We start from the raw sequence: 22457 nt of genomic DNA, 5'->3' as shown, positions 1-22457 counted from the left end.
AACCGAAGGAGTGATCCATGCAAGCCCTGGCCCCGATTCCCCCGTCCCATGAGGCGCGCGCGCCTGGCGGCGGCCCCCGTGCCGCATCCCTGGCCGGCACCGCCGCGCTGACGCTGGCGGCGCTGCTGGCGGCCGGCTGTGCCACGCCGCCCCCTCCGCCGCCGCCCCCGCCCGCGCCGGTGGCGGCCCCGCAGCCGCCCATCGTGCTGGCCCCGCCGGCACCGCCGCCCGTGGCCGTGCCGGCCCCGCCGCCGCGCACCGGCGGCAGCGTGGCCGGCCAGGCGCGCACCTTCTCGACCCAGCTGGCCACCTACACCGCCACGCCCTTCGACGTGGTGCCCGGCTGGCAGCGCGACGACTTCGTCGACAGCTGGTCGGCCTTCCTCGACAGCTGCAAGGTGCTGGTGCGCCGCGGCCAGCAGTGGCAGCAGGTGTGTGCGCGCGCACGCCAGGTGGACGGCGCCAGCAACCCGGCCATCCGCAGCTTCTACGAAAGCGAGTTCGCGGCCTACCAGATCCGCGACGACGACCGCCGGCCCGATGGCGTGGTCACCGGCTACTTCGAGCCCGAGATCGAGGGCAACCGCAGCTACGCGCCGCCCTTCATCTACCCCGTCTATGCGCAGCCGGAGGACATGCTCTTCCTCGACACGCGCCGCCTGCCCACCGGCAACGGCACCGTGGCCGCGCGGCTGAACGGCCGCAACGTGGTGGTGCAGACGGGCCTGTCGACCCGCGACATGGGCGCGCCGGGCCTGTATGCGCTGGATCTGTCGCAGATCACGCGCGACACGGTGGACCGCAAGGCCCGCCTGCGCGCCGACGGCCGCCAGCTGGTGCCCTACTACACGCGCGCCGAGATCGAGCGCCTGGGCGTGCCCAATGCCAAGGTGCTGGCCTTCGTGCGCAGCGCCACCGAGCTGTACGAGATGCAGGTGCAGGGCTCGGGCCGCATCCGCCTGCCCGACGGCCAGACCGTGCGCGTGGGCTATGCCGAGCAGAACGGCCAGCCCTTCCGCCCCACGCTGGCCAAGGCGGCCAACGGCAAGGCCAAGACGGCCGTGCGCACCCGCGGTTCGGCCGTCGAGCTGGAGGTGGACGACGACGACGCCGACGAGACCGACACCAGCACCGTGCGCACCCGCGGCTTCGCGCTGGCGCTGCCGGCGCGCAGCGGCCCCGTGGCCGTGCCTGGCCAGCGCACGCCGGCGGCGGCGGCCACGGGCACGGGCATCCAGGACCCGAGCTACGTCTTCTTCAAGGAAGTGCCCACCAGCGCCGACGGCCCGGTGGGGGCGCTGGGCGTGCCGCTGCAGCCGGGGCGCTCCATCGCGGTCGATCCGCGCAGCGCGCCGCTGGGCTTTCCGGTCTTCGTCTCCACGCGCCAGCCGGGCACCGGCACGCCCATGCAGCGCCTGACCATCGCGCAGGACACGGGCGGCGCCATCCGCGGCGCGGTGCGGGCCGACTACTTCTTCGGCAACGGCCGCCAGGCCGCCAGCCAGGCCCGCCGCATGAAGGAGCGCGGCCAGCTCTGGCTGCTGCTGCCGCGCGGCCTGACGGTGGCGGCGGCGACGACGGGCGGCGGTTCGGTGCGCACGCGGGGGGCCAGTCTGGCCAACTGCGTCGTCCCCGACGACGACACTTGCTCCGACGACCAGTAGGTCATGCAGAACACCCTCTCGTCCGAGGACAGCGCGGAACTGGTGCGCCTGTGGCGCCGCCGGCAGACGCTGGCGCCGCACGAGATGGGGCGCATGTACGGCATCGTCGGCACCGCCCTGGGCGACTGCCATCCGCCTGAGCTCAAGGCCCTGGGCGAAGGCCGGCAGGAGCTGGTGGCGCAGTTCATCTACCTCAAGGTGCTGCGGCTCGACGCCGACCCGGAGGAGGGCGAAGAGGAGGGCGCCGCCAGCGTCCCCGACCGCGCCGCGCACAGCGCGCCTTCGACCGCCTTCGCCCTGTGCGCCTACTTCCGCCGCTACCTGATCGACTGCACCCGGGCCACGAGCTTCCGCCGCAAGCTCTCGCTGGGCGAGGAGGTGAGCGACGAGCAGCTCGACGCGCACCTGCGCGGCCACCGCGGCGCCGCGGGCGATGCCGCCGGCTGCCTGGCCGAGCATGGCCTGAGCATGGCCGGCGTGGCCGAGGCCGCGCGCCGCTTCATCGCCGGCCTGGGCGAGCCCGAGCGCCTGCTGCTGTGCGAAGGCTTCGGCCGCGAGGCGCCGCTGTCGGGCGTGGCCGCGCGCCATGCCATCGCCTCCTACCACTACCGCGCCGGGCGGCTCGGCCTGGTGCACCGGCGCGAATCGCTGCCGGCGGACTACGGCCGCACGCTGCTGGGCGGCTGGATCGCGCAGACGCTGGGCATCGCCATCGAGCCCGGCAACATGGACGCGATCCGGGCGGTTTTCGAAATCCTGGGGGCTGAGGCGTCCTCCTCCTGACGACATAGACCATCAGGACGGATGCCATGCGCCCCCTCGACCTCTGGCCCCCGCTGGCCCACATCCGCAGCACGCTGGAAGGCCCGCCGGCGCGCCGCCCCGCCGCGGGCCCGGCGCGCGAGGACGCGGGCATGGACGCCGGCGCGCCCGCCCCGGCCGACCTGCTGCTGCCGCTGACCGAGCTGGCCCGCCGCCGCGAGGCCCTGGCCGCCCGCGGCTTCGGCGCGCGCTGGGCGCCCGGGCGGTTGCTGTCGGTGCTGTGCGAGGGCCGCATGCTGGGCGTGCTGCTCGACCGCCTGCTGCCCGACGGCCGCTGGCAGGGCTGGCTGGCCGCCGGCGAGGCCGACTGGGCCGGCGCCTGGGACGTGCTGCTGGAGCCGCAGGACGAGCCCTTCGAGCCGCTGTTCGGCGTGGTGCAGGCCTGGAACCCCGTCACGCTGGTGCCCGCGCCGCAGCTGTGCGCGCGCGTGCTGGGCGAGCTGTCGGCCACGCGGCTGGCGGCCATCCGCGCCGTGGCCGACGAATGGGCGGCGCAGCGCGTGGGCGCCCCCGCGGGCGCCGTGCCCGCCACCCCGCCCGCGCCGGGGCAGATCGCCCTGCGCGGCGTGGCCGGCTGCTTCACGGTGCTCACCGGCACGCCGCTGGCGGCCGAGGGCGATCCGCGGGCCGACTACCAGGTTCTCTACCAGCAGGCCGCGCGGCGGCTGGCGCAGTCGGCGGCGCCGTCCGCGCTGGCCGGGCGCACGCAGGCGCGTTCCGCGGCGTCGCCGGCGGGCGGCCGCGCGCGCAACGGCGGGGGCGAGGACGACGCCGGCCCGCTCGGGCGCTTCCTGCGCCGCCTGGGCGGGGGCGGCGGCGGCTTCCGCGGCACCTGGGGCCCGGCGCTGGCCGTGCTGGCGCTGGTGCTCGTGGTGCAGAACGCCGGCCTGCTGCCCGCCCTGCACGGCAGCGACGACGACGCCGTGCGCCTGCGCGATGCGCCGCCCACGGCCCCCGCCGCGCCGCAGGCCGACGCGCTGGTGCGCTGGAAGCCCGGCACCGACATGGCCGAGGCCACGCGCCTGCTGCAGACGGCCGGCGCGCAGGTTGTCGGCGGGCCGGATGGGCAGGGCCGCTGGTCGCTGCGCCTGCTGCAGCCGCAGGACGGCCTGGCGGTGCTGCGTTCCTCGCCGCTGGTGGACGCGGTCGAGCTGCCCTGAAAGCCATCCCCATGCGCCGTCTCGCCCTGCTGCTCCTGCTCGCATTGGCGGCCCTGCCCGCCGCGGCCGTGCAGCGCGCGCTGCTGGTGGGCGTCTCGGAGCTGCCCTTCCAGCCCCAGAACCTGTGGCTGCAGGCGCCGCGCAACGACGTGCTGCTGATGCGCGAGGTGCTGCAGCAGCAGGGCTTCGCGCCGGCCGACATCGCCACGCTGGCCGACGGCGTGCCCGGCGCGCAGCCGCCCGACAGCCGCGCCATCGGCCAGGCGCTGCAGCAGCTGCTGGCCCGCTCGGGGCAGGGCGACTTCGTGCTCCTCTACTTCTCGGGGCATGGCACGCGGCTGCGCGACACGGCCAAGCGCTACCAGGAGCCCGACGGCCTGGCCGAGAACTTCCTGGCGCGCGATGTGCGGGGAACCATCGGTGGTGGCCGCGCTCTGAACGGCGGCGTGCGCGACGTTGACGTGGACGGCTGGATCCAGGCCTTCCTCTCGCGTGGCGTCTTCGTGTGGGCGGTGTTCGACACCTGTTCGGCCGCCTCCATGACCCGCAGCACCCGTGCCATCGACAGCTCCGACCCCGGCCCGCCGGACGACGAGGTGCGCTGGCGCGGCGTGCGACCCGAACAGCTGACCGGCGGCGATGGCGCCGCGGTCCCCCCTCTGCCCGCCGCGCCGGCTACCGCCGCCGTGCCGCGTGCCCGATACGTGGCCTTCTTCGCTTCGGAGAGCCACCAGGTCACGCCCGAGCTGCGCCTGCCGCGCGGCGATCGGCAGGCCCGTCCGCACGGACTGCTCACCTGGGCCCTGGTCCAGGGACTGCAGCGCCGACCCGCCACCTGGCGCGAACTCTTCAACGACGCGCTGGCGGCCTATCCGCCGGTCATCGACGAGCTGGAGCAGCGCTTTCCGCAGCGCGAGTTGCCCTCGCCGGTGGCCGAGGGCAGCCTGGACCTGCCCCTCTTCGACAACAGCACCCGCCCGCGCAGCACCCAGCCGGCCTGGCCCGCACAGCGCGCCGGCGCCAGCCTGTCGCTGGACGCCGGCCTGCTCGACGGGCTGGAGGCGCAGCAGCCGGTGACGGTCACGGCCGTGCTGCCCGACGGCAGCGCCCGCAGCGCCACGGCCCGCCTGCAGGAGGCCACGCTCGCCCAATCGCGCCTGGCGGTGCCCGACACCCTGCAGGACGCCGCCGGCGGCGCACTCTGGAGCGTCGCGCCGGTGGAGCCGCCGCCCTCGCTGGTGCTGCGCGTGCGCGCCGACCGCGCCCTGCCCGCCGGCATCAACCTGGACTATCCGGCCGCCATCGAATCGGTGGACGGCGAGGCCGACCTGCTGTGGGCACCGGCCGGCCGCGCGGGCCAGCGGCTGTCCCCGCTCTCCGCCGACGCGGCGCGCTGGACGGGGGCCGTGCCCGCGCCGCCGCTGCTGACCAGCGACGCCGCCGTGCGCCGGCGGCTGGAGCTCATGGCCCAGCTCAAGTGGTTCGAGCGGCTGCAGCAGCTGGCCGACGGCCGCCGCGTGGACGGGCTGGACCTGGCCATCGAGACCTGGGAAGGCGAGCGCCTGGTGGCCAGCCGGCCCCTGCCGGTGGACAGCGTGGTCGCGCCGGCCGAGGGCCAGCGCCTGCGCCTGCTGGTGCGCAATGCCAGCGGCCATTCGCTGGACCTGGCCGTGCTGGCCCTGGACGCCCAGGGCGGCCTGTGGTCCGTCTACCCGGGCGAGGCCGGCGAGGCCAACCGCTTCGAGCGCGGCCAGCCGCAGTCGCCCGCCATGAAGCGCTTCGACCTGCCCGCGGGCGCTGCCGGCCGGCTGCTGGTGGTGGCCAGCCCCGCGCTGCCGCAGAGCGCGCCGCGCCTCTTCGGCCTCTCGGGCGCCGCCCCGCTGGCGGACCTGCGCGTGCGCGGCCAGGCGCGGCCCGACCGCGAGCGGCAGGTGCTGGCCGTGGCCGTGCGCTGGGGCGCGGCCCGGGCGCCCTGACCGTGTCCATCTCCCATCCAAGACGACGAGGAACACCATGTCATTCAACCAGGACCAGCAGATCGACGCCGACGAGGCGCTGCGCATGCTCGAACTCTCGCTCAACCGCAGCGACAACATCGACGTGGTGATGACCATCGAGAGCAAGGGCAACCTGATCGAGGGCGAATCCACGCGGCCCTTCGCCGATGGCAAGAAGCGCATGGCGGTGCTGGGCTACTTCAGCGCCGTGCGGGCCGATGCGGCGCCGGGCGGCACCAAGTCCAAGCTGAGCATGAACGCCATGCTGATCGTGCGGCGCTGCGACGCGGCCACGGCGTCCATCGCCAACCTGATCAAGTCGCAGGCCAGCGATGCCAAGGTCGTGCTGTCCTGCTTCAAGGCGTCCGGCGACTCCTCGAAGGAGCAGGAGTCGACGCTGGAGATCGCGCTCAGCGACGCCCGGCTGGCCAACTATGTGCTGGTGACCGGCGGCAGCGTGGGCTTTCCGTGCGAGATCCTGGCCTTCGCCTACCGCAAGCTGAGCATCGCCTCCGCCCCGCAGCTCGACGACGGGCGCCGCGGCGCCATCCGCATGGCCGAACTGGGCTGAGAACGCGTGAACGTCCCCGATCCCCGTCCACCAAGGAGCCCCGAATGAGCACCCCCGAAGAACTGCTGGCCGCCCACGACCCCGCCGGCGCCCTGGCCGCCCTCACCGCGCAGGTGCGCGTCAGGCCGGCCGACATGAAGCTGCGCGTCTTCCTGGCCCAGCTGCTGTGCGTGCTGGGCCAGTGGGAGCGGGCGCTGAACCAGCTCAGCGTCGCGGCCGAGATGGACGCGGCCGCCATTCCCATGAAGCAGATGTACGGCGAGGCCATCCGCTGCGAAGGCCTGCGCGCCGAGGTCTTCGCCGGCAAGCGCACACCCATGATCTTCGGCCAGCCCGACGAATGGCTGGCGCTGCTGGTGGAATCGCTGCTGCGCATCGGCGCGGGCGACGCCGCGGCCGGCGAGCAGCTGCGCGAGCGCGCCTTCGACGCGGCCCCCGCCACCTCGGGCACGCTCGACGGCCAGCCCTTCGAATGGCTGGCCGACGGCGACATGCGCCTGGGCCCGGTGCTGGAGGCCTTCGTCAACGGCCGCTACTACTGGGTGCCCTTCTCGCGCCTGGCGGCCGTCAAGATCGAGGCGCCCGAGGACCTGCGCGATGCCGTGTGGATGCCCGCGCACCTGACCTTCGCCAACGGCGGCGAGGCGCTGGCCCTGATCCCCACGCGCTACGACGGCAGCCAGGCCAGCAGCGACGGCGCGCTGCAACTTGCGCGCAAGACCGAATGGCAGGAGCGCGCGCCCGAGGTGTGGACGGGCCTGGGCCAGCGCAGCTTCAGCAGCGACGCGGGCGAGCATGCGCTGATGGACGTGCGCGAGATCGTGTTCGACGTCGTGATGGACGCCGGCGCGGCCGAGACCGGTCAGGGCGACGCCCAGGACGCCACCCAGGACAGCGCCGCCGGTGGCTGAGCCGCGCGACATCGCGAGCGCGCAGGAACGCCTGCAGCCCTCGCTGCTCGACCGGCTGGTGGACCTGGAGCCCGGCCGCGAGCGCGAGGGCGACGACCAGCGCACGCTCACGCGCCAGGCACTGCGCGCCGCGGTGCTGCGCGACCTGGCGTGGCTCTTCAACGCCACGGGCGGGCTGCGGGGCCTGGACGAGCGCCGCCATCCGCAGGCGGCGCGCTCGGTGCTGAACTACGGATTGCCTATGCTGTCCGGCCAGTTCACCTCGTCGATCCAGCGTGTCAGCATGGAACAGGCGCTCAAGAACGCGATCCTGCAGTTCGAGCCCCGCATCCTGCCCCGTACCCTGGAAGTTGAACTCGTCATGGAAGGCTCGGCCCTGGACTCCCACAACCGCGTCGGTCTGCAGATCCGCGGCATGCTGTGGGCGCAGCCGGTGCCGCTGGAGTTCCTGATGCGAAGCCGCATCGACCTGGAAGAAGGGCGCGTCGACATCGAGCAGGCCACGCCACCGCGCTGAGGGCACACCATGGACCCCCGGCTGCTGAACCTGTACGAGCAGGAGCTGCGCTACTTCCGCGAGAGCACGTCGGAGTTCGCACGCACCTTTCCCAAGATCGCGCACCGCCTCGGCCTCGAAGGCCAGGAAGTGGCCGACCCCTATGTGGAGCGGCTGATCGAGGCCACGGCCTTCCTGGCCGCGCGCGTCAACCTCAAGCTCGACGCCGACTACCCGCGCTTCACCGGCCACCTGCTGGACATCGTCCATCCGCACTTCCTGGCGCCCACGCCGGCCATGACGGTGTGCGCCTTCGACGTCGACCTGGAAGACGCCAACCTGGCCCGCGGGCCGGTGCTGCCGCGTGGCAGCGGCCTGCGCGCGCGGGCCGCCAGCGGCCAGAACACGCACTGCGAATTCCGCACGGGGCAGGACCTGCGCGTGTGGCCCGTCGCGCTCACGCAGGCGCAGTACTTCAGCTATGCGCCCGACCTGCCGCTGGCGCGGCATCCACGCGCGCGCGACATCCGCGGCGGCCTGCGCTTCACGCTGCAGGCCACGGCCGGGCTGAACTTCGCCCAGATCCCCATGGACGCGCTGCTGCTGCACTTCGCCGGCGCGGACGACGTGGCCTGGCAGCTGCACGAATGCGTGCTCAACCGGCCGGTGGCCGTGTGGCTGCGGCCGCTGGGCACGCCCGCGGGCGGCGCCACGGCAGCCGGCCTGCGCGAGCTGCCCGGCAGCACGGTGCAGGACAGCGGCTTCGCCGAAGACGAGGCGCTGCTGCCGGTCACCCACACCGGCTTCTCGGGCTTCCGACTGGTGCAGGAGTACTTCGCCTGCCCCGATCGCTTCCGCTTCGCGCGGCTCACCGGGCTGGCGCCGCTGCTGGCCACGATGCCGGTGGCCGAGGTGGAGGTGGTGATCCTGTTCTCGCGCGGCGACGCGGCGCTGGAGAAGCTGGTCGGCCCCGACAACGTGCGGCTGAACTGCGTGCCGGCCATCAACCTCTTTCCCAAGCGGCTGGACCGCGTGCAGGTGGGCGAGGGCGTGAGCCAGTTCCACCTGCTGCCCGACCGCACCCGGCCGCAGGACTTCGAGGTGCATTCGGTGACCGAGGTCATCGGCCACAGCGGCACGGTGCAGGGCGAGGGCGTGCAGGAGCAGCGCTTCCTGCCCTTCTATGCGGCCTTCCACGGCAGCCGCCATGTGCACCCGGCCTACTACACCACCACGCGCGAGCCGCGCCTGCTGTCGGCGCGCCAGCGCAGCGAGGGCCACCGCAGCAGCCACATCGGCTCGGAGGTCTACCTGCAGATCGTCGATCCGCAGGAGGCGCCCTTCCCGACGCAGCTGCGGCAGCTGGCGGTGTCGGCGCTGGTCACCAACCGCGACCTGCCGCTGCTGCTGCCGCAGGGCCGCGACAACGACTTCGAATGCATGGACGCCTTCCCGGTGCAGCGCGTGCGCATGCTGCGGGCCCCGTCGCGGCCGGTCTCGCCGGTGGTGCAGGAGGGCCTGGGCTGGAAGGTGATCGACCACCTGGCGCTCAACTACCTGTCGCTGGCCGACAGCTCGCCCCAGCAGGGTGCGGCGGCGCTGCGCGAGATGCTGCAGCTCTATGCCGCGCATGCCGACGAGTCGCGCCAGGCGCAGGTGCGCGGGCTGCTGTCGGTGCGCACGCGCGCGCTGGTGCGCCGCCTGCCGCTGCCCGGGCCGATCGCCTTCGGACGCGGCCTGGAGGTGGCGCTGGAGGTGGAGCCCACGGCCTTCCACGGTGGCAGCGTGTTCCTGTTCGGCGCCGTCATGTCGCGCTGGCTGGCGCGGCATGTGGAGGTCAACCATTTCGTCGAGACCGTGCTGCATGCCGCCGGCCGCGGCGAGCTGATGCGCTGGAGGCCGCAGTGCGGGACCCGGGCGATCCTGTGAGCACGGGCGGCGCGCCCGCGGCAGCCCCGGTCGTGGCCACGCCCGTGCCGGCCCCCGTGCGGGCGGGCGCGGCGCAGCTGCTGGCCGCGCGTGCCGAACAGGCCTGGGCCTACGACTACTTCGCGCTGATGCGCCGTCTCGAAGCTTCCGACCTGTCGGCCCCGCGCTGGGGCCATGCGCTGCGGCCCTCGGCCGAGCCGGTGCGCGTGGGCCAGGAGCCCTCGCTGGCCTTCGCGCCCGCGGGGCTCAGCCGCTTCGAGCTGCCGCAGGGCGATGGCCGGCCGCCCCTGATCCGCCAGCACTTCTTCGCCTATGTGGGCCCCAACGGCCCGCTGCCGGTGCACCTGTCGGACTTCATCCGCGAGCGGGCGCTCAACCATGGCGACCGCACCTGGCTGGCCTTTCTCGACACCTTTCTGCACCGCTTCGCGCTGCAGTTCTACCGGGCCTGGTCGCAGGCCCGGCCCGCACCCGGCATGGACCGGCCGGGCGAGGATCCCTTCCGCCACCGCGTGGGCGCGCTGGTGGGCATCGGCGGTGCCGCGCGGCAGCAGCGCGACGACCTGCCGGACGACGCGCGCCTGCATTTCTCGGGCTGGCTCGCGCGCCGCGTGCACAGCGCCGAGGGCGTGGAGCGTGTGCTGTCGGGCTTCTTCGAGGTGCCCGTGCAGCTGGAGCGCTGGGTGGGCCACTGGATGACCCTGCCGGGGGACGAGCTGACGCGCCTGGGCGCGAGCAACCCCAACACCGCCTCGCGGACGCTGGGCCTGGGCGCCGTGCTGGGCCGGCGCGTGTGGGACCGGCAGCACAAGGTCTGCCTGCACCTGGGCCCGCTCACGCTGGCGCAGTACCTGCGCTTCCTGCCCGATGGCAGTGCGCGCGGCCCGCTGGTGCGCTGGGTGCAGCAGCTGCTGGGTGGCGAGCTGGACTGGGATGCACGCCTGCTGCTGCAGCGTGCCGAGGTGCCGCCCACCCGGCTGGGCGGCGGCGCCCGACTGGGCTGGACCAGCTGGATCGGCAACCGGCCGCGCGCGAACCATGCCGTGGACGTGCGCATCGCCGGACCGTCGCACCTGTCCTCCATCGTCGCTGCGCCCGCGGCGGCCCCTGCCCACATGGCCTTGTGAAAACAGCGGCCGCCGTTCGTTCTGTCTCTACTGGAGAAACCCATGAGTGAAATCAGCCGCACCGCCCTCTTCGGCAAGCTGAATCCCCTGGCCTACAAGGCCATCGAAGGCGCGACGGTCTTCTGCAAGATGCGCGGCAATCCTTATGTGGAGCTGGAGCACTGGTTCGCCCAGCTGCTGCAGAACCAGGAGAGCGACCTGCACCGCATCGTGCAGCACTACGGGCTGGACATCTCGCTGCTGGCCAAGGACGTGACGGCCGCGCTGGACCGCCTGCCGCGCGGCGCCACCGCCATCAGCGACTTCTCGCCGCACATCGAGAACGCCATCGAGCGCGCCTGGACCTATGCCACGCTGCAGTTCGGCGAGGCGCAGGTGCGCACCGGCTACATCGTGGTGGGCATGCTCAAGACGCAGAGCCTGCGCAACCCGCTGCTGCAGCTGTCCAAGCAGTTCGAGAAGATCAAGGTCGAGGACCTGGCCGCCAACTTCGCCAAGATCTGCGACGCCTCCGCCGAGGGCCGGATGCGCGCGCAGGACGGTACAGGCATGGGAAGCGGCACGCCGGGCGAGGACAGCGGCGCCATCGCGCCCGCTGCCATGGGCAAGGGCGATGCACTCAAGAAGTTCACCACCGACCTCACCGAGCAGGCGCGCAGCGGCAAGATGGACCCCATCGTCGGCCGCGACGACGAGATCCGCCAGGTGGTCGACATCCTGATGCGCCGGCGGCAGAACAACCCCATCCTGGTGGGCGAGGCGGGCGTGGGCAAGACGGCCGTGGTCGAGGGCTTTGCCCAGCGCATCGCCCGCGGCGACGTGCCGCCGGCCCTCAAGGACGTGAAGCTGCTGGCCCTGGACGTGGGCCTGCTGCAGGCCGGCGCCAGCATGAAGGGCGAGTTCGAGCAGCGCCTGCGTTCGGTGATCGAGGAAGTGCAGGCCAGCGAGCAGCCCATCATCCTGTTCGTCGACGAAACCCACACGCTGGTGGGCGCGGGCGGCGCGGCCGGCACCGGCGATGCGGCCAACCTGCTCAAGCCGGCGCTGGCACGCGGCACGCTGCGCACCGTGGGCGCCACCACCTGGGCCGAGTACAAGAAGTACATCGAGAAGGACCCGGCGCTGACCCGCCGCTTCCAGAACGTGCAGGTGGACGAGCCCGACGAGCGCAAGGCCATCCTGATGATGCGCGGCGTGGCCAGCACCATGGAGAAGCACCACCAGGTGCAGATCCTGGACGAGGCGCTGGAAGCCGCCGTCAAGCTGAGCCACCGCTACATCCCGGCGCGCCAGCTGCCCGACAAGAGCGTGAGCCTTCTGGACACCGCCTGCGCCCGCGTGGCCGTGAGCCTGCATGCCACGCCGGCCGAGGTGGATGACAGCCGCAAGCGCATCGAGTCGCTGGAGACCGAGCTGCAGATCATCGGCCGCGAGAAGGCCATCGGCATCGAGGTGGCCGAGCGCGAGCAGGCCGTCAATGCCGAACTGGCCGCCGAGCGCGACCGCCTGGGCGACCTCGAAGGCCGCTGGGGGCAGGAGAAGGCGCTGGTGGATGAGCTGCTGGCCCTGCGCGCCAGGCTGCGCAGCGGCGGCCAGCCCGTCGACGTTCCTCCCCCTCCCCCCCTGGGGGAGGGCAGGGGTGGGGGCCCGGCGGCCTCCGCCGAGGGCGCGCCCCCACCCCAACCCTCCCCCAGCGGGGGAGGGAGCGAAGACCGCTCTCCTGCTGAGGCAGTGAGCGACGACCGCGAGGCCATGCTGGTGCGCCTGCGCGCGCTGCAGGCCGAACTCGCCACGCTGCAGGGCGAGTCGCCGCTGATCCTGCCCACCGTGGACTACCAGGCCGTGGCCGCCGTGGTGGGCGACTGGACGGGTATCCCCGTCGGCCGCATGCAGCGCAACGAGATCGACACCGTGCTCAAGCTGCCGACCCTGCTGGGCCAGCGCGTGATCGGCCAGGACCATGCGATGGAGATGATCGCCAAGCGCATCCAGACCAGCCGTGCCGGCCTGGACAACCCCAGCAAGCCCATCGGCGTGTTCATGCTGGCCGGCACCTCGGGCGTGGGCAAGACCGAGACCGCCCTGGCCCTGGCCGAGGCGCTGTACGGCGGCGAGCAGAACCTCATCGTCATCAACATGAGCGAGTACCAGGAGGCGCACACCGTCAGCTCGCTCAAGGGCGCGCCCCCCGGCTACGTGGGCTACGGCGAAGGCGGCGTGCTGACCGAGGCGGTGCGCCGCAAGCCCTACAGCGTGGTGCTGCTCGACGAGGTGGAGAAGGCGCACAGCGACGTGCACGAGCTCTTCTTCCAGGTCTTCGACAAGGGCTTCATGGAAGACGGCGAAGGCCGCACCATCGACTTCAAGAACACGCTGATCCTGCTGACCACCAACGCCGGCACCGACCTGATCGCCAGCATGTGCCGCGACCCCGAGCTGATGCCCGACCCCGAGTCGATGGCCAAGGCCCTGCGCGAGCCGCTGCTCAAGGTCTTCCCGCCCGCGCTGCTGGGCCGGCTGGTGACCATTCCCTACTACCCGCTGTCGGACGAGATGCTGGGCAGCATCGTGCGGCTGCAGCTGGGCCGCATCAAGAAGCGCGTCGAGGCCCGCTACAAGATCCCGTTCGAGGTGGGCGACGACGTGGTCAAGCTCGTGGTCAGCCGCTGCACCGAGAGCGAATCGGGCGGCCGGATGATCGACGCCATCCTCACCAACACCATGCTGCCGGACATCAGCCGCGAGTTCCTCAACCGCATGCTGGCGGGCGAGCCGATCACCGGTGTCCGGGTGCTGGTGGAGAACAACAACTTCGCATACCGGTTCGACTGAAACCGGCCCTTCCACCGACCACACCTGGAGTTCGAGAGGCGACCATGCCCTATACCGTCAATGATCTCTACACCACCCGCCACGGCGAACTGATCGAGAACCTGAAGGACGGCGACTTCCCCAGCTCGACCGACTGGGTGGGTGTCATCTCGGACTCCCGCGCGGTCGTCACGGCCCGGGGCTACAACACCGACAAGTACGCCGCCTGCGAGAGCCTGCGCAGCCGGGTCAAGGCCGGTGCCAAGAAGAGCGTCAAACCCGTGGCCACCATGATGACGGCCGCCGGCGTGACCAGCCTGCCCTCGGCGGGCAGCAAGGCCATTCCCGCGGGCGTGTCCAAGCGCGTCGCGGCCCTGGAAATGCTGCGCCATCTCTGGATGGTCAAGAAGTCGGGCAGCCACAAGCTGTGGGTGCTTTCCCTGCCCGAGGCCTACAAGGACTGGCCGGCCGAAGCCCTCAAGGGGAAGGACTACGACGCACTGGGCCATATCGTCAATGACGAGAGTTCGCACTTCAGCGCGGAAGACCGCAAGCACCTGGGCCAGTCGTCGCAGAACGGCCTGCGCTGGATCCAGAAGGCCATGGTGGTGTGCACCTCGCCCGACAAGAAGAAGCACATGGCGATCCTGCGGCGCTGGTTCGCCGATGCCAATACCAAGGACGAGGATCTCAAGGCGGTCGCGGCCACGCTGAACGAGGGCCTCAAGGGCATGGCGGCGTCCATCCGCTCCAACTTCCTGCTGATCGCCGACATGCCGAAGGACCGCGGCAGCGACTCTTCCCGGCGCACCAATGCCTTCGTGTTCTCCAACGAGGCGATCGACGTGATCTATGTCGAGGGGGCCTTCTTTGGAAAGAACGACACCTTCCAGGGCCTGAAGAACTGGACGCGCATCGTGGTCCACGAGCTGAGCCACCGCGTGGCCAAGACCGCGGACCACCGCTACCGCCACCATGCCAAGGGACTCAAGCCGGATGCGGCCGATCCCAACTTCACCGGCGCCAAGGCACAGGCCAACGCCGACAGCTGGGCCATGTTCTGCATGGACTGCGCAGGCGAGATGACCAAGGGCGATTACACCAAGGTGCAGGTCTCGGAATGAGCGCTGTCGCCATCGATCCCACAAGCGAGGTGAAACCATGATGTTCGAAGCTTCCGGTGACCGCATCGGTCCTCCCGAGGTCCCTCCCGTCGAACGCGAAGGCGTGCGCTATGCACAGGCCGCCGATGGCCGCGCGCTCGGCCATGCGCAGCAGTGCGGCGTGCTCGAGGCCACCGATGCACGCACGGGCGCGGCCCTGTGGTCGCTCGTCGTCTACGGCAACCAGGCCGATCCGGCGCTGGAAGCCGACGTGCAATGGGTGTACTTCCAGTCCATGGCCTTCGACGGGGCGGGACGGCTGCGCATCGAGAACGAGGACGGCCAGGCCTTTCTGGTGGACGTGGACACGCGTACGGTGAAGGCCGCGCCGTGACACGCATCGGGCTGACGGGTGTCCTGATGGCGGCCAGCCTCCTGGCCGCCTGCGACGACCGTCGGCCGGCCGAAGGCGCTGCGGCGTCCCGGCCCTCCGCCGCTGCCGCTCCCGCCTCCGTGCCGGTCCCGGCGCCCGCGCCGTCGCCGGCCCCGGCGGATGCCGCCCTCGTGGCGCCCTCGGGCCAGGGCGACCGCATCGCCCCGCCGGTGGTGCCGCCCGTGTCGCGCAACGGCGTGCGCTATGCACAGGCGGCCGATGGGCGCAGCCTGGGCTGGTCCCAGGTCGGCGGTGTGCTGGAAGCGCTCGACGAGGCATCCGGCAAGCGGCTGTGGTCGCTGCCGGTGTATCGCCAGGCCGCCGATTCCCAACGCGAGGCCGACGTCCAATGGGTGTTCTTCCGCAGCATGCGCCTGCAGCCGGACGGCACCTTGCTGATCGAGAACGAGGACGGCGAGCAGTATCAGGTCGACGTGGAGCAGCGCAGCAGCACGCGCCGGCGCACGCCATGAATCGCCGCGCACCTCCTGCCGCCTTCGCGCGACGGCCGCCGCAGGGCATGAAGGCCGCGGTCGCTGCCGCCGCGGCGCAGGCCACGGCGGGACCACCGACCCTGGAGGTCGACCCGGCGCAGGCGCTGCATCTGGCCATCGGCCTGCATCGCGAGGGCCGCCTGGACGCGGCCGAGCGCATCTACCGGGCCCTGGCCGGCAGCGGCGAGGGCGACGCCAATGTCCTGCACTTCCTCGGCATGCTGCTGCACCAGCGGGGCCGCTCCGACGAAGCACTGGCCCTGATGCGGCGCTCCATTGCCGCAGACCCGACGGTGGCCGACTGGCACAGCAACCTGGGCAACGTGTTGCTGGAACGGGCCCGCCTGGACGAGGCGGCCGAGGCCTATGAAGAGGCGCTGCGGCTGGCGCCCGAGCGGCCCGCGTTCCACAACAACCTGGGCGTGCTGAGGCGGGAGCAGGGCCGCTTCCCCGAGGCGCAGCAGGCCTATCGCCGTGCGATCGAGCTGGCACCCGAGCACTCCGATGCCTATGCGAACTGCGGCAACCTGCTGCTGGCGATGGGCCAGCCCGAGCAGGCCCTGGCCATGTTCTTCGAGGCGCTCGTGCGCGCGCCGCATCATGCGAAGACCAAGCGCCTGCTGGGCATGGCCTATTTCAATCTGGGCCGGCTGGAGGAAGCCGTGGCGGTGTACCGCGCGTGGCTGGTCGAAGAGCCCGGCAATGCCGAGGCGGCCCACCATCTGGCGGCCTGCTCCGGCGAACAGGTGCCCGAGCGCGCGGCCGACGGCTATGTGGAGCAGGTGTTCGACGGCTTTGCCGGAAGCTTCGATGCCAAGCTGGCGATGCTGCACTACCGCGCACCGTCGCTGGTCGCCGGGCAACTGGCGGCCTGTGTGGGCGCCCCGCGCGCCGCCCTGGACATCCTCGATGCCGGCTGCGGCACGGGCCTGTGCGGCCCATTGCTGGCGCCGTTCGCGCGCACGCTCGAAGGCGTGGATCTTTCGGCCGGCATGCTGGCCCGGGCCGAGCCGCGACAGGTCTATCACCGTCTGGTCAAGGCCGAGCTCACCGCCTTTCTGCAGCAGAGCGAGGCGGCCAGCCGCGACGTGATCGTCTCGGCCGACACCCTGTGCTACTTCGGCCGCCTGGCGCCCGTGTTCGAGGCCGCCCGGGTCGCGCTGCGTCCTGGCGGCTGGCTCATCTTCACGCTGGAGGCCGTCGACCCGGATCTGCACGGGCCGCTGCCCGGTGACCCGTCCGACGGCTTCATCCTCAACCCCCACGGCCGCTACAGCCACGACGGCGCAGCGGTGCGTGCCGACCTGGAGGCCGCCGGCCTGGAGCCCGTGGCCTTCGATTCCGTGCATCTGCGCAACGAGAACGCCCGGCCCGTGCAGGGCTGGCTCGTCGCCGCCCGCCGTCGTTGACCCACCCGACATCGCCACCATGGCCACACAGGAATTCCGCATCGAAAGCGAATCGCCCGTCAACGGCGAGCTCATGTTCTGGGGCATCGTCGGGCACGAGGGCCTGAGCCGCCCGGCCGCCTATGAGCTGTCGGTGCTCTCCAAGGCCAACGACCTGGACGCGCGCGATGTGCTGGGCCATGCCTTCGACGTGGTGGTGGAGTTCCTGGACCCGGGGGGCAACACGCACGAGCGGCATTGCCAGGGGCACGCGGTGCGCTTTGCGCGCCTGGGCGCAGTGGGGCGCTACTTCGAGTACCGCATCACCCTGCGCTCCTGGTTCTGGCTGCTGACCAAGCGCATCAACGCGCGCATCCACCAGGACCGCAGCGTGCTGGAGGTGATGGACGCCACCTTCGAGGACAGCGCCATCAAGCGCTTCAAGAAGACCAAGCCCAGCGGCGTGGTGGGCGAGCACAAGCCGCGCACCTACTGCGTGCAGTTCGAGGAGAGCGACTACGACTTCGTCTCGCGCCTGCTGGAGGACGAGGGCATCTACTACTGGTTCGACGCGCACGACGCGCCGGGCACCATGCTGCTGGCCGACGGCGCCGGCACGGCCCACGACAAGCTGCCCGTGGTGCACGAGCTGCCGATGGCCACCGGTGGTGGCGAGGAGCGCTTCGACGAGATCCTGCGCTGGTGCGATGCGCAGTCGCTCGGCAGCGGCCGCTATGCCTCGCGCGACAGCGACTTCAAGAAGATCCGCACCGTGCTCAAGTCCGACGCCGACGCCTCGGGCGAGCATGAATTGAGCGACCTGGAGGTGTTCGAGTTTCCGGGCGGCTACTTCGAGAACGGCGCGCTCAACCTCAAGCTGGGCGCGCGCATCGACCAGATGGTGTCCGAGCGGCGGCAGCACTGGGCGCTGACGGCCTGGCCCGACGTGGCCGTGGGGCGCTGCTTCGACTTCAGCGGCGACCCGGACGGCACGCGCGACGGCGCCTACCTGATCGCGGGTTGCACGCTGGTGCTGATGCACCCGGGCTACGAGGGCATCGATGCGCCGCCGCGCGAGGAGGCGGCGGGGCGCCTGCTGATGGCGCTGCTGGCCGACGACGCCGTCAACGCCCAGGTGCTGGACGCACTGGGCCGGCTGGTGGCCGAGGAGCCGCTGCTGCACACCGGCCGGCGTGGGGCGGGCCTGTTCCTGCTCACGGCCCTGCCCGCGGAGACCACCTTCAAGCCGCCGCGGCTCACGCCGCGCGTGCGCATGCCCGGGCCGCAGTCGGCCATCGTGGTGGGCGCGCAGGGCAAGGAGCACGACGTGGACGCCTTCGGCCGCGTCAAGGTGCACTTCCACTGGGACCGCTACGACGAGAGCAACGAGAAGTCCACCTGCTGGATCCGCGTGTCGCAGCCCTGGGCCGGCAAGGGCTGGGGCGGCTACTTCGCGCCCCGCATCGGGCAGGAGGTGGTGGTCGACTTCCTCAATGGCGACCCGGACCGGCCGCTGATCATGGGCCGCGTCTACAACGACGACCAGCCCATCCCCTATCCCAGCGCCACGCAGAGCGGCTTCAAGACGCGCTCCACGCCCGGCGGCGGCCCCTCGAACTACAACGAGATCATGTTCGAGGACAAGAAGGGCGCCGAGCTGGTGGGCATCCATGCCGAGCGCAACATGTCGACCTCGGTGGAGGTGGACGACTCGGTGAGCGTGGGCCGCGACCAGAGCGAGACGGTGGACCGCGACCGCACGTCGAAGGTCGGCCGCAACGAGACCACGGTGGTGGTCGAGAAGCAGGAGAACACCGTCGGCCAGCGTCAGGTCAACACCATCGGCGGCGGCGGGCAGCTCACGCAGGTGGCGGGCTTCCAGGAGAACATCTACCACGCCGGCCAGAAGACCTCGGTCAAGGGCATGCAGGGCCTGATCGTCACGGCCAACCAGGACGTGGCCATCGGCGGCTTCCAGAAGACGGCCATCGGCGCCAACATGGACGTGGGCATCGCCGGCTTCCACACGGTGTCGGTGGGCTCGGACACGGCCTTCATCACCAACGGCAACACCAAGATCCAGTCCGGCGGCGACCACAACGACGTGACCAATGGCAAGCACGCCATCATGGCCAACGAGGTCAAGATCATCAGCAACTCGAACGTGACGACGATGGCGGTGGCCAACATCGACGCGACCTCGGTGGGCTCCAACACCACGGTGCTGGGCGCCAACTCCAGCGGCTACATCGGCACCAACAGCGAGGCCAACATCGGCATCGCGCGCTCCACCTTCATGGGCATGAGCATGGAGAACGCGCTGGCGATGAGCATCTCGAACTTCGCGGGCATCCAGATGGAGAACGTGCTCGCGGTGAAGCTCGCGAACAGCGCCGGGCCCAACCTCACCACCGAGGCCCTTTGGGTGGACATCTCCCCCATGAAGATCCTGCAGGCGGGCGCGCCGAGCGCGGCAGCCGCCGCGGCCGCGTCGCAGGCCGGCGCCATCGTGGCGGCCGTGATGGGGGTTGGCGCGGTCATCCGCGGTGCGTTCGACGTGGCCGCCACGATCAAGCAGTACGTGGATGCGGCGAAGGCGCTGGAGGACGCCGCCAAGGAGGCGAAGGCCCAGGGCCTCACCGATCTGTCCGGCCGCCTGGACCGCATGGCGACGACAGCCCGGTTGCGCGCGGTCGAAGGCGGCGCAGCCGCCGTCAACCCCGGCGCGCTGGCCGTGGTCGTGGCGGGCGAGAGCGTCAACTCCGACGTGGGCATGGCCAAGACCGTGTGGGACACGGTGACCGGCGCCGAGGAGGCCGGCCCCGCCAGTGCAGGCCTGGACGGCCCGGCCAAGCCGGGCGTGCCGCCCATGCCCGACCTGCCGGCCATGCCCGAGATGCCCAAGCCCTATCAGCCGCCCGGGGGGCAGTGAGCACCGATGCAGGTCCACAAGCCCATGTCCCTGGGGCTGTCCACACGGCCCATCGAATACCGCCGCCGCTACGGCCTGTGCGTCACGGCCAGCCTGCACATCCCCTTCGCCCAGGCCGAAGGCGGCACCCTGTGGGGCGAGCAGTCGATGTGGACCTTCCTGGCCGAGGAGATGGCCGTGCCCCTGATCGACGAGGGCATCGCCAAGCTCACGCCCGAGTTCCTGGTGCATGGGCGCGCCCATGCCGATCCCGCGCGCCCTGGCGCCTGCGCGGTGCGGGCGCAGGTGGGCCCGCTGCAGAAGACGCTGCTGGTCTTCGGCGAGCGGCACTGGCACGGCGATCGGCCCAGCGCCCCGCAGCCCTTCGAGTCCCTGCCGCTGGACTGGGCCCATGCCTACGGCGGCGCCGACTTCGCGCTCAACCCTGCGGGCCGTGGCCGCACGGCCGTGGACGGCGTGCACTGGCTGCCCAACATCGAGTCGCCCGCGGCGCGGCTGCAGCGGCCCGACCAGGCCGTGCCGCCGGCCGGCTTCGGCGCGCTCGAACCCCTGCACCCGTGGCGCGCCGCGCACCGCGGCACCTACGACGAGACCTACCTGCGCGAGCATGCACCCGGCTTCGCGCCCGACCTGGACTGGCGCCACTTCAACATGGCGCCGCCGGACCAGTGGTTCGAGCAGCCGCTGCGTGGCGACGAGGCCTTCGCCTTCGACAACCTGCATCCCACCCGGCCCCGCGTGGAGGGCCGGCTGCCCGGGCTGCGGGCGCGCGTCTTCGCCGACTACGCACTGGCGGGGGGCGAGACCCGGCTGCGCGAGGTGCCGCTGCGGCTGACCACGCTGTGGTTCTTTCCGCATGCGGAGCGGGCCATCGCCCTGTTCCAGGGGCTGGCCGAGATCGCCACCGACGATGGCAGCGACATCCGCTGTCTGCTGGGTGCCGTGGAGCGCGTCGGCGCACCGCGGGACGATGCCCACTATGCCGCCGTGCTGGACAAGCGGACCGACCCGGCCATGGGGGCCCTGCAGGCGCTCAACGACGCGGACCTGCTGCCCGAGGGCCTGGACGACCTGGACCCCGACGCCGAGCTGCGCCGGCAGGCCTTCGCGGGCGACCAGCTGCAGGCCGAAGCCCAGCGCCGCCGCGCGGAGTCCGAAGTCACCCTGGCGAGGGCGCAGGCCCGCGCCCTCGGCAAGGACCCGGACGCGCTGGGGCTGCGGATGCCGCCGGTGGACCGTGCGCCGACGCGGCCGGCCGAGCTGGTGGCCTACCTGGAGCGTCAGCAGAAGGAGGCGCAGCGTCAGCACTGGGCCATGCTCGACGACGTGTTGACGCAGGCCGAGAAGGCGCTGGAGATGGCCGCCCGCCAGAAGCTGGACCTGCCCGCGCTGGCGCATCGCGGGCCGCCGCGCTTCAATGCCGAGGCGCGCCTGGCCGAGATGGCGGCCCTGGCCCAGGGCCGGGCCTTCGACCGGTCACGCATGCATGCGGGCCTGGTGCGGCAGGAGGCGGCCGAGCGCATGGGCTACCTGCAGTCGGCCCATGCCCAGCTGCCTGCCGCGCCCATGGCGCCTGCGCCCGCCCGCGCGCTGCGCGCCGAGATCGAGCGCGCCGTGGCGGTCGGCCTGCGTCAGTTCGCGCGGATGGACCTGACGGGCGCCGACCTGTCGGGCCTGGACCTGCGTGGCTGCGACTTCTCCGGCGCGTGGCTGGAGAGTGCCAACCTCTCGCAGGCCAACATCTCCGGCGCCGACTTCACGGCCGCCGTGCTGGCGCATGCGGACCTGCGGGGCGTGGTCGCCGTCGGCACCCGGCTGATGGGCGCCAACCTGGGCCGGGCGCGGCTGTCCGGCGCGGTCTTCGACGAGGCCCAGCTCGAGCAGGCCACGCTGATGCACTGCGGGTTCGGCGACACGCAATGGCGCCGCGCCACCCTGACGGGTGCGATGCTGTTCGAGAGCCAGTGGGGCCGGGTGGACTGGACCGGTGCGGTGGCGCCGGGCCAGACCTTCCACAAGCTTGATCTGCAGGGCCTGGTGCTGGCCGAGGCCGACCTCACGGCCGCGACCTTCATCGAATGCGCGCTCGATGGCGTGGATCTGCGCGGCGCCCGCCTGTCGCAGGCCACCTTCATGGGATGCCGGCTGGCCGGGGCCCGCCTGGGCGGCGCGCTGCTCGATGGCGCGGTCTTCGCGCAGCAGTGCGATGCCGCCGGCGCCGATTTCAGCCAGGCGCGGCTGGTCGGTGCCAACCTGGGCAGCATGGGCCTGGCGGGCGCGCGCTTCGCGCAGTCGCGGCTGGACGGGGCCTTCCTGTGCGAGGCCGACTGCACCGGTGCCGACCTGCGCCTGGCGAGCGCGCAGGGCGCCCTGCTGCGGCGCACGCGGCTGCGGGGTGCGCAGATGGCCGGCATCAACCTCAAGGACGCCGTGCTCCAGCATGCCGACCTGCGCGGTGCCGATCTGCGCCGCAGCAACCTCTTTGCCGCCGACCTGTCGCGCGTGCGGCTGGACGGCGACGTGCGGCTGGAGGGCGCACTGCTCACCCGTGCACGCACCTGGCCGCGGCTGACGCCGCAGCAGCAGGAGGCGGCATGACCCGGTGCGCCTTCCTTTGCC

General features: G+C 72.2%; 16 protein-coding genes. All 16 read left to right on the top strand.

Annotated elements, in window-relative coordinates; translation table 11 throughout:
• Positions 1–17 precede the first annotated feature (17 nt).
• Genes mltA through L0984_RS26805 form a run of 16 tightly spaced genes read left to right on the top strand, consistent with a single transcriptional unit; the run spans position 18 to position 22436 of the window.
• The gene (mltA, locus tag L0984_RS26880; protein WP_234197463.1) at positions 18–1664 is read left to right on the top strand and encodes a murein transglycosylase A; all 1647 of its coding nucleotides are present in this window, start codon (positions 18–20) and stop codon (positions 1662–1664) included.
• Positions 1665–1667: 3 nt separating this feature from the next.
• Positions 1668–2447, top strand: a complete 780-nt coding sequence (locus L0984_RS26875) for a hypothetical protein (protein ID WP_234197461.1) — start codon at positions 1668–1670, stop codon at positions 2445–2447.
• A 26-nt stretch (positions 2448–2473) separates the two neighbouring features.
• Positions 2474–3646: a hypothetical protein gene (locus L0984_RS26870; RefSeq protein WP_234197460.1), complete on the top strand. Its 1173-nt coding sequence runs from the start codon at positions 2474–2476 to the stop codon at positions 3644–3646.
• Positions 3647–3657: 11 nt separating this feature from the next.
• A complete protein-coding gene (locus L0984_RS26865) occupies positions 3658–5622 on the top strand; it encodes a caspase family protein (RefSeq protein ID WP_234197459.1) in 1965 nt (654 codons plus the stop codon).
• A gap of 37 nt (positions 5623–5659) precedes the next feature.
• A complete protein-coding gene (locus tag L0984_RS26860; RefSeq protein ID WP_234197458.1) occupies positions 5660–6214 on the top strand; it encodes a type VI secretion system tube protein Hcp in 555 nt (184 codons plus the stop codon).
• A gap of 44 nt (positions 6215–6258) precedes the next feature.
• The gene (locus tag L0984_RS26855; protein WP_234197457.1) at positions 6259–7125 is read left to right on the top strand and encodes a type VI secretion system accessory protein TagJ; all 867 of its coding nucleotides are present in this window, start codon (positions 6259–6261) and stop codon (positions 7123–7125) included.
• Complete coding sequence (gene tssE / locus L0984_RS26850; protein WP_234197456.1) at positions 7118–7642, top strand: type VI secretion system baseplate subunit TssE; 525 nt, start codon at positions 7118–7120, stop codon at positions 7640–7642. The genes L0984_RS26855 and tssE overlap by 8 nt, the downstream gene beginning before the upstream one ends.
• 9 nt (positions 7643–7651) lie before the next feature.
• Positions 7652–9550: a type VI secretion system baseplate subunit TssF gene (gene tssF / locus L0984_RS26845; RefSeq protein ID WP_234197455.1), complete on the top strand. Its 1899-nt coding sequence runs from the start codon at positions 7652–7654 to the stop codon at positions 9548–9550.
• A complete protein-coding gene (tssG, locus tag L0984_RS26840) occupies positions 9547–10677 on the top strand; it encodes a type VI secretion system baseplate subunit TssG (RefSeq protein ID WP_234197454.1) in 1131 nt (376 codons plus the stop codon). Before tssF ends, tssG begins: the two co-directional genes overlap by 4 nt.
• Positions 10678–10719: 42 nt before the next feature.
• Positions 10720–13509, top strand: coding sequence for a type VI secretion system ATPase TssH (gene tssH, locus L0984_RS26835; RefSeq protein ID WP_234197452.1), 2790 nt, complete (start codon positions 10720–10722; stop codon positions 13507–13509).
• Positions 13510–13553: 44 nt separating this feature from the next.
• Positions 13554–14612, top strand: a complete 1059-nt coding sequence (locus L0984_RS26830; protein WP_234197451.1) for a M35 family metallo-endopeptidase — start codon at positions 13554–13556, stop codon at positions 14610–14612.
• A gap of 37 nt (positions 14613–14649) precedes the next feature.
• Positions 14650–14985: a hypothetical protein gene (locus L0984_RS26825; RefSeq protein WP_234197447.1), complete on the top strand. Its 336-nt coding sequence runs from the start codon at positions 14650–14652 to the stop codon at positions 14983–14985.
• Positions 14982–15497: a hypothetical protein gene (locus L0984_RS26820; protein WP_234197446.1), complete on the top strand. Its 516-nt coding sequence runs from the start codon at positions 14982–14984 to the stop codon at positions 15495–15497. The genes L0984_RS26825 and L0984_RS26820 overlap by 4 nt, the downstream gene beginning before the upstream one ends.
• Positions 15494–16927 (top strand): tetratricopeptide repeat protein, encoded by a 1434-nt coding sequence (locus L0984_RS26815; RefSeq protein ID WP_234197444.1) that lies wholly within the window; start codon positions 15494–15496, stop codon positions 16925–16927. The genes L0984_RS26820 and L0984_RS26815 overlap by 4 nt, the downstream gene beginning before the upstream one ends.
• Positions 16928–16946: 19 nt before the next feature.
• On the top strand, positions 16947–19838 hold the full coding sequence (locus tag L0984_RS26810; RefSeq protein WP_234197443.1) for a type VI secretion system Vgr family protein: 2892 nt from the start codon (positions 16947–16949) through the stop codon (positions 19836–19838).
• Positions 19839–19862: 24 nt separating this feature from the next.
• Positions 19863–22436 (top strand): DUF2169 family type VI secretion system accessory protein, encoded by a 2574-nt coding sequence (locus tag L0984_RS26805; protein ID WP_234197441.1) that lies wholly within the window; start codon positions 19863–19865, stop codon positions 22434–22436.
• Positions 22437–22457: the final 21 nt, after the last annotated feature.

It is taken from the genome of Pseudacidovorax sp. NFM-22 (assembly GCF_021401245.1).
Classification (GTDB): domain Bacteria; phylum Pseudomonadota; class Gammaproteobacteria; order Burkholderiales; family Burkholderiaceae_C; genus Xenophilus.
The sequence above is the reverse complement of the archived record's forward strand: the minus strand, read 5'-3'. Positions and strand labels throughout refer to the sequence as shown.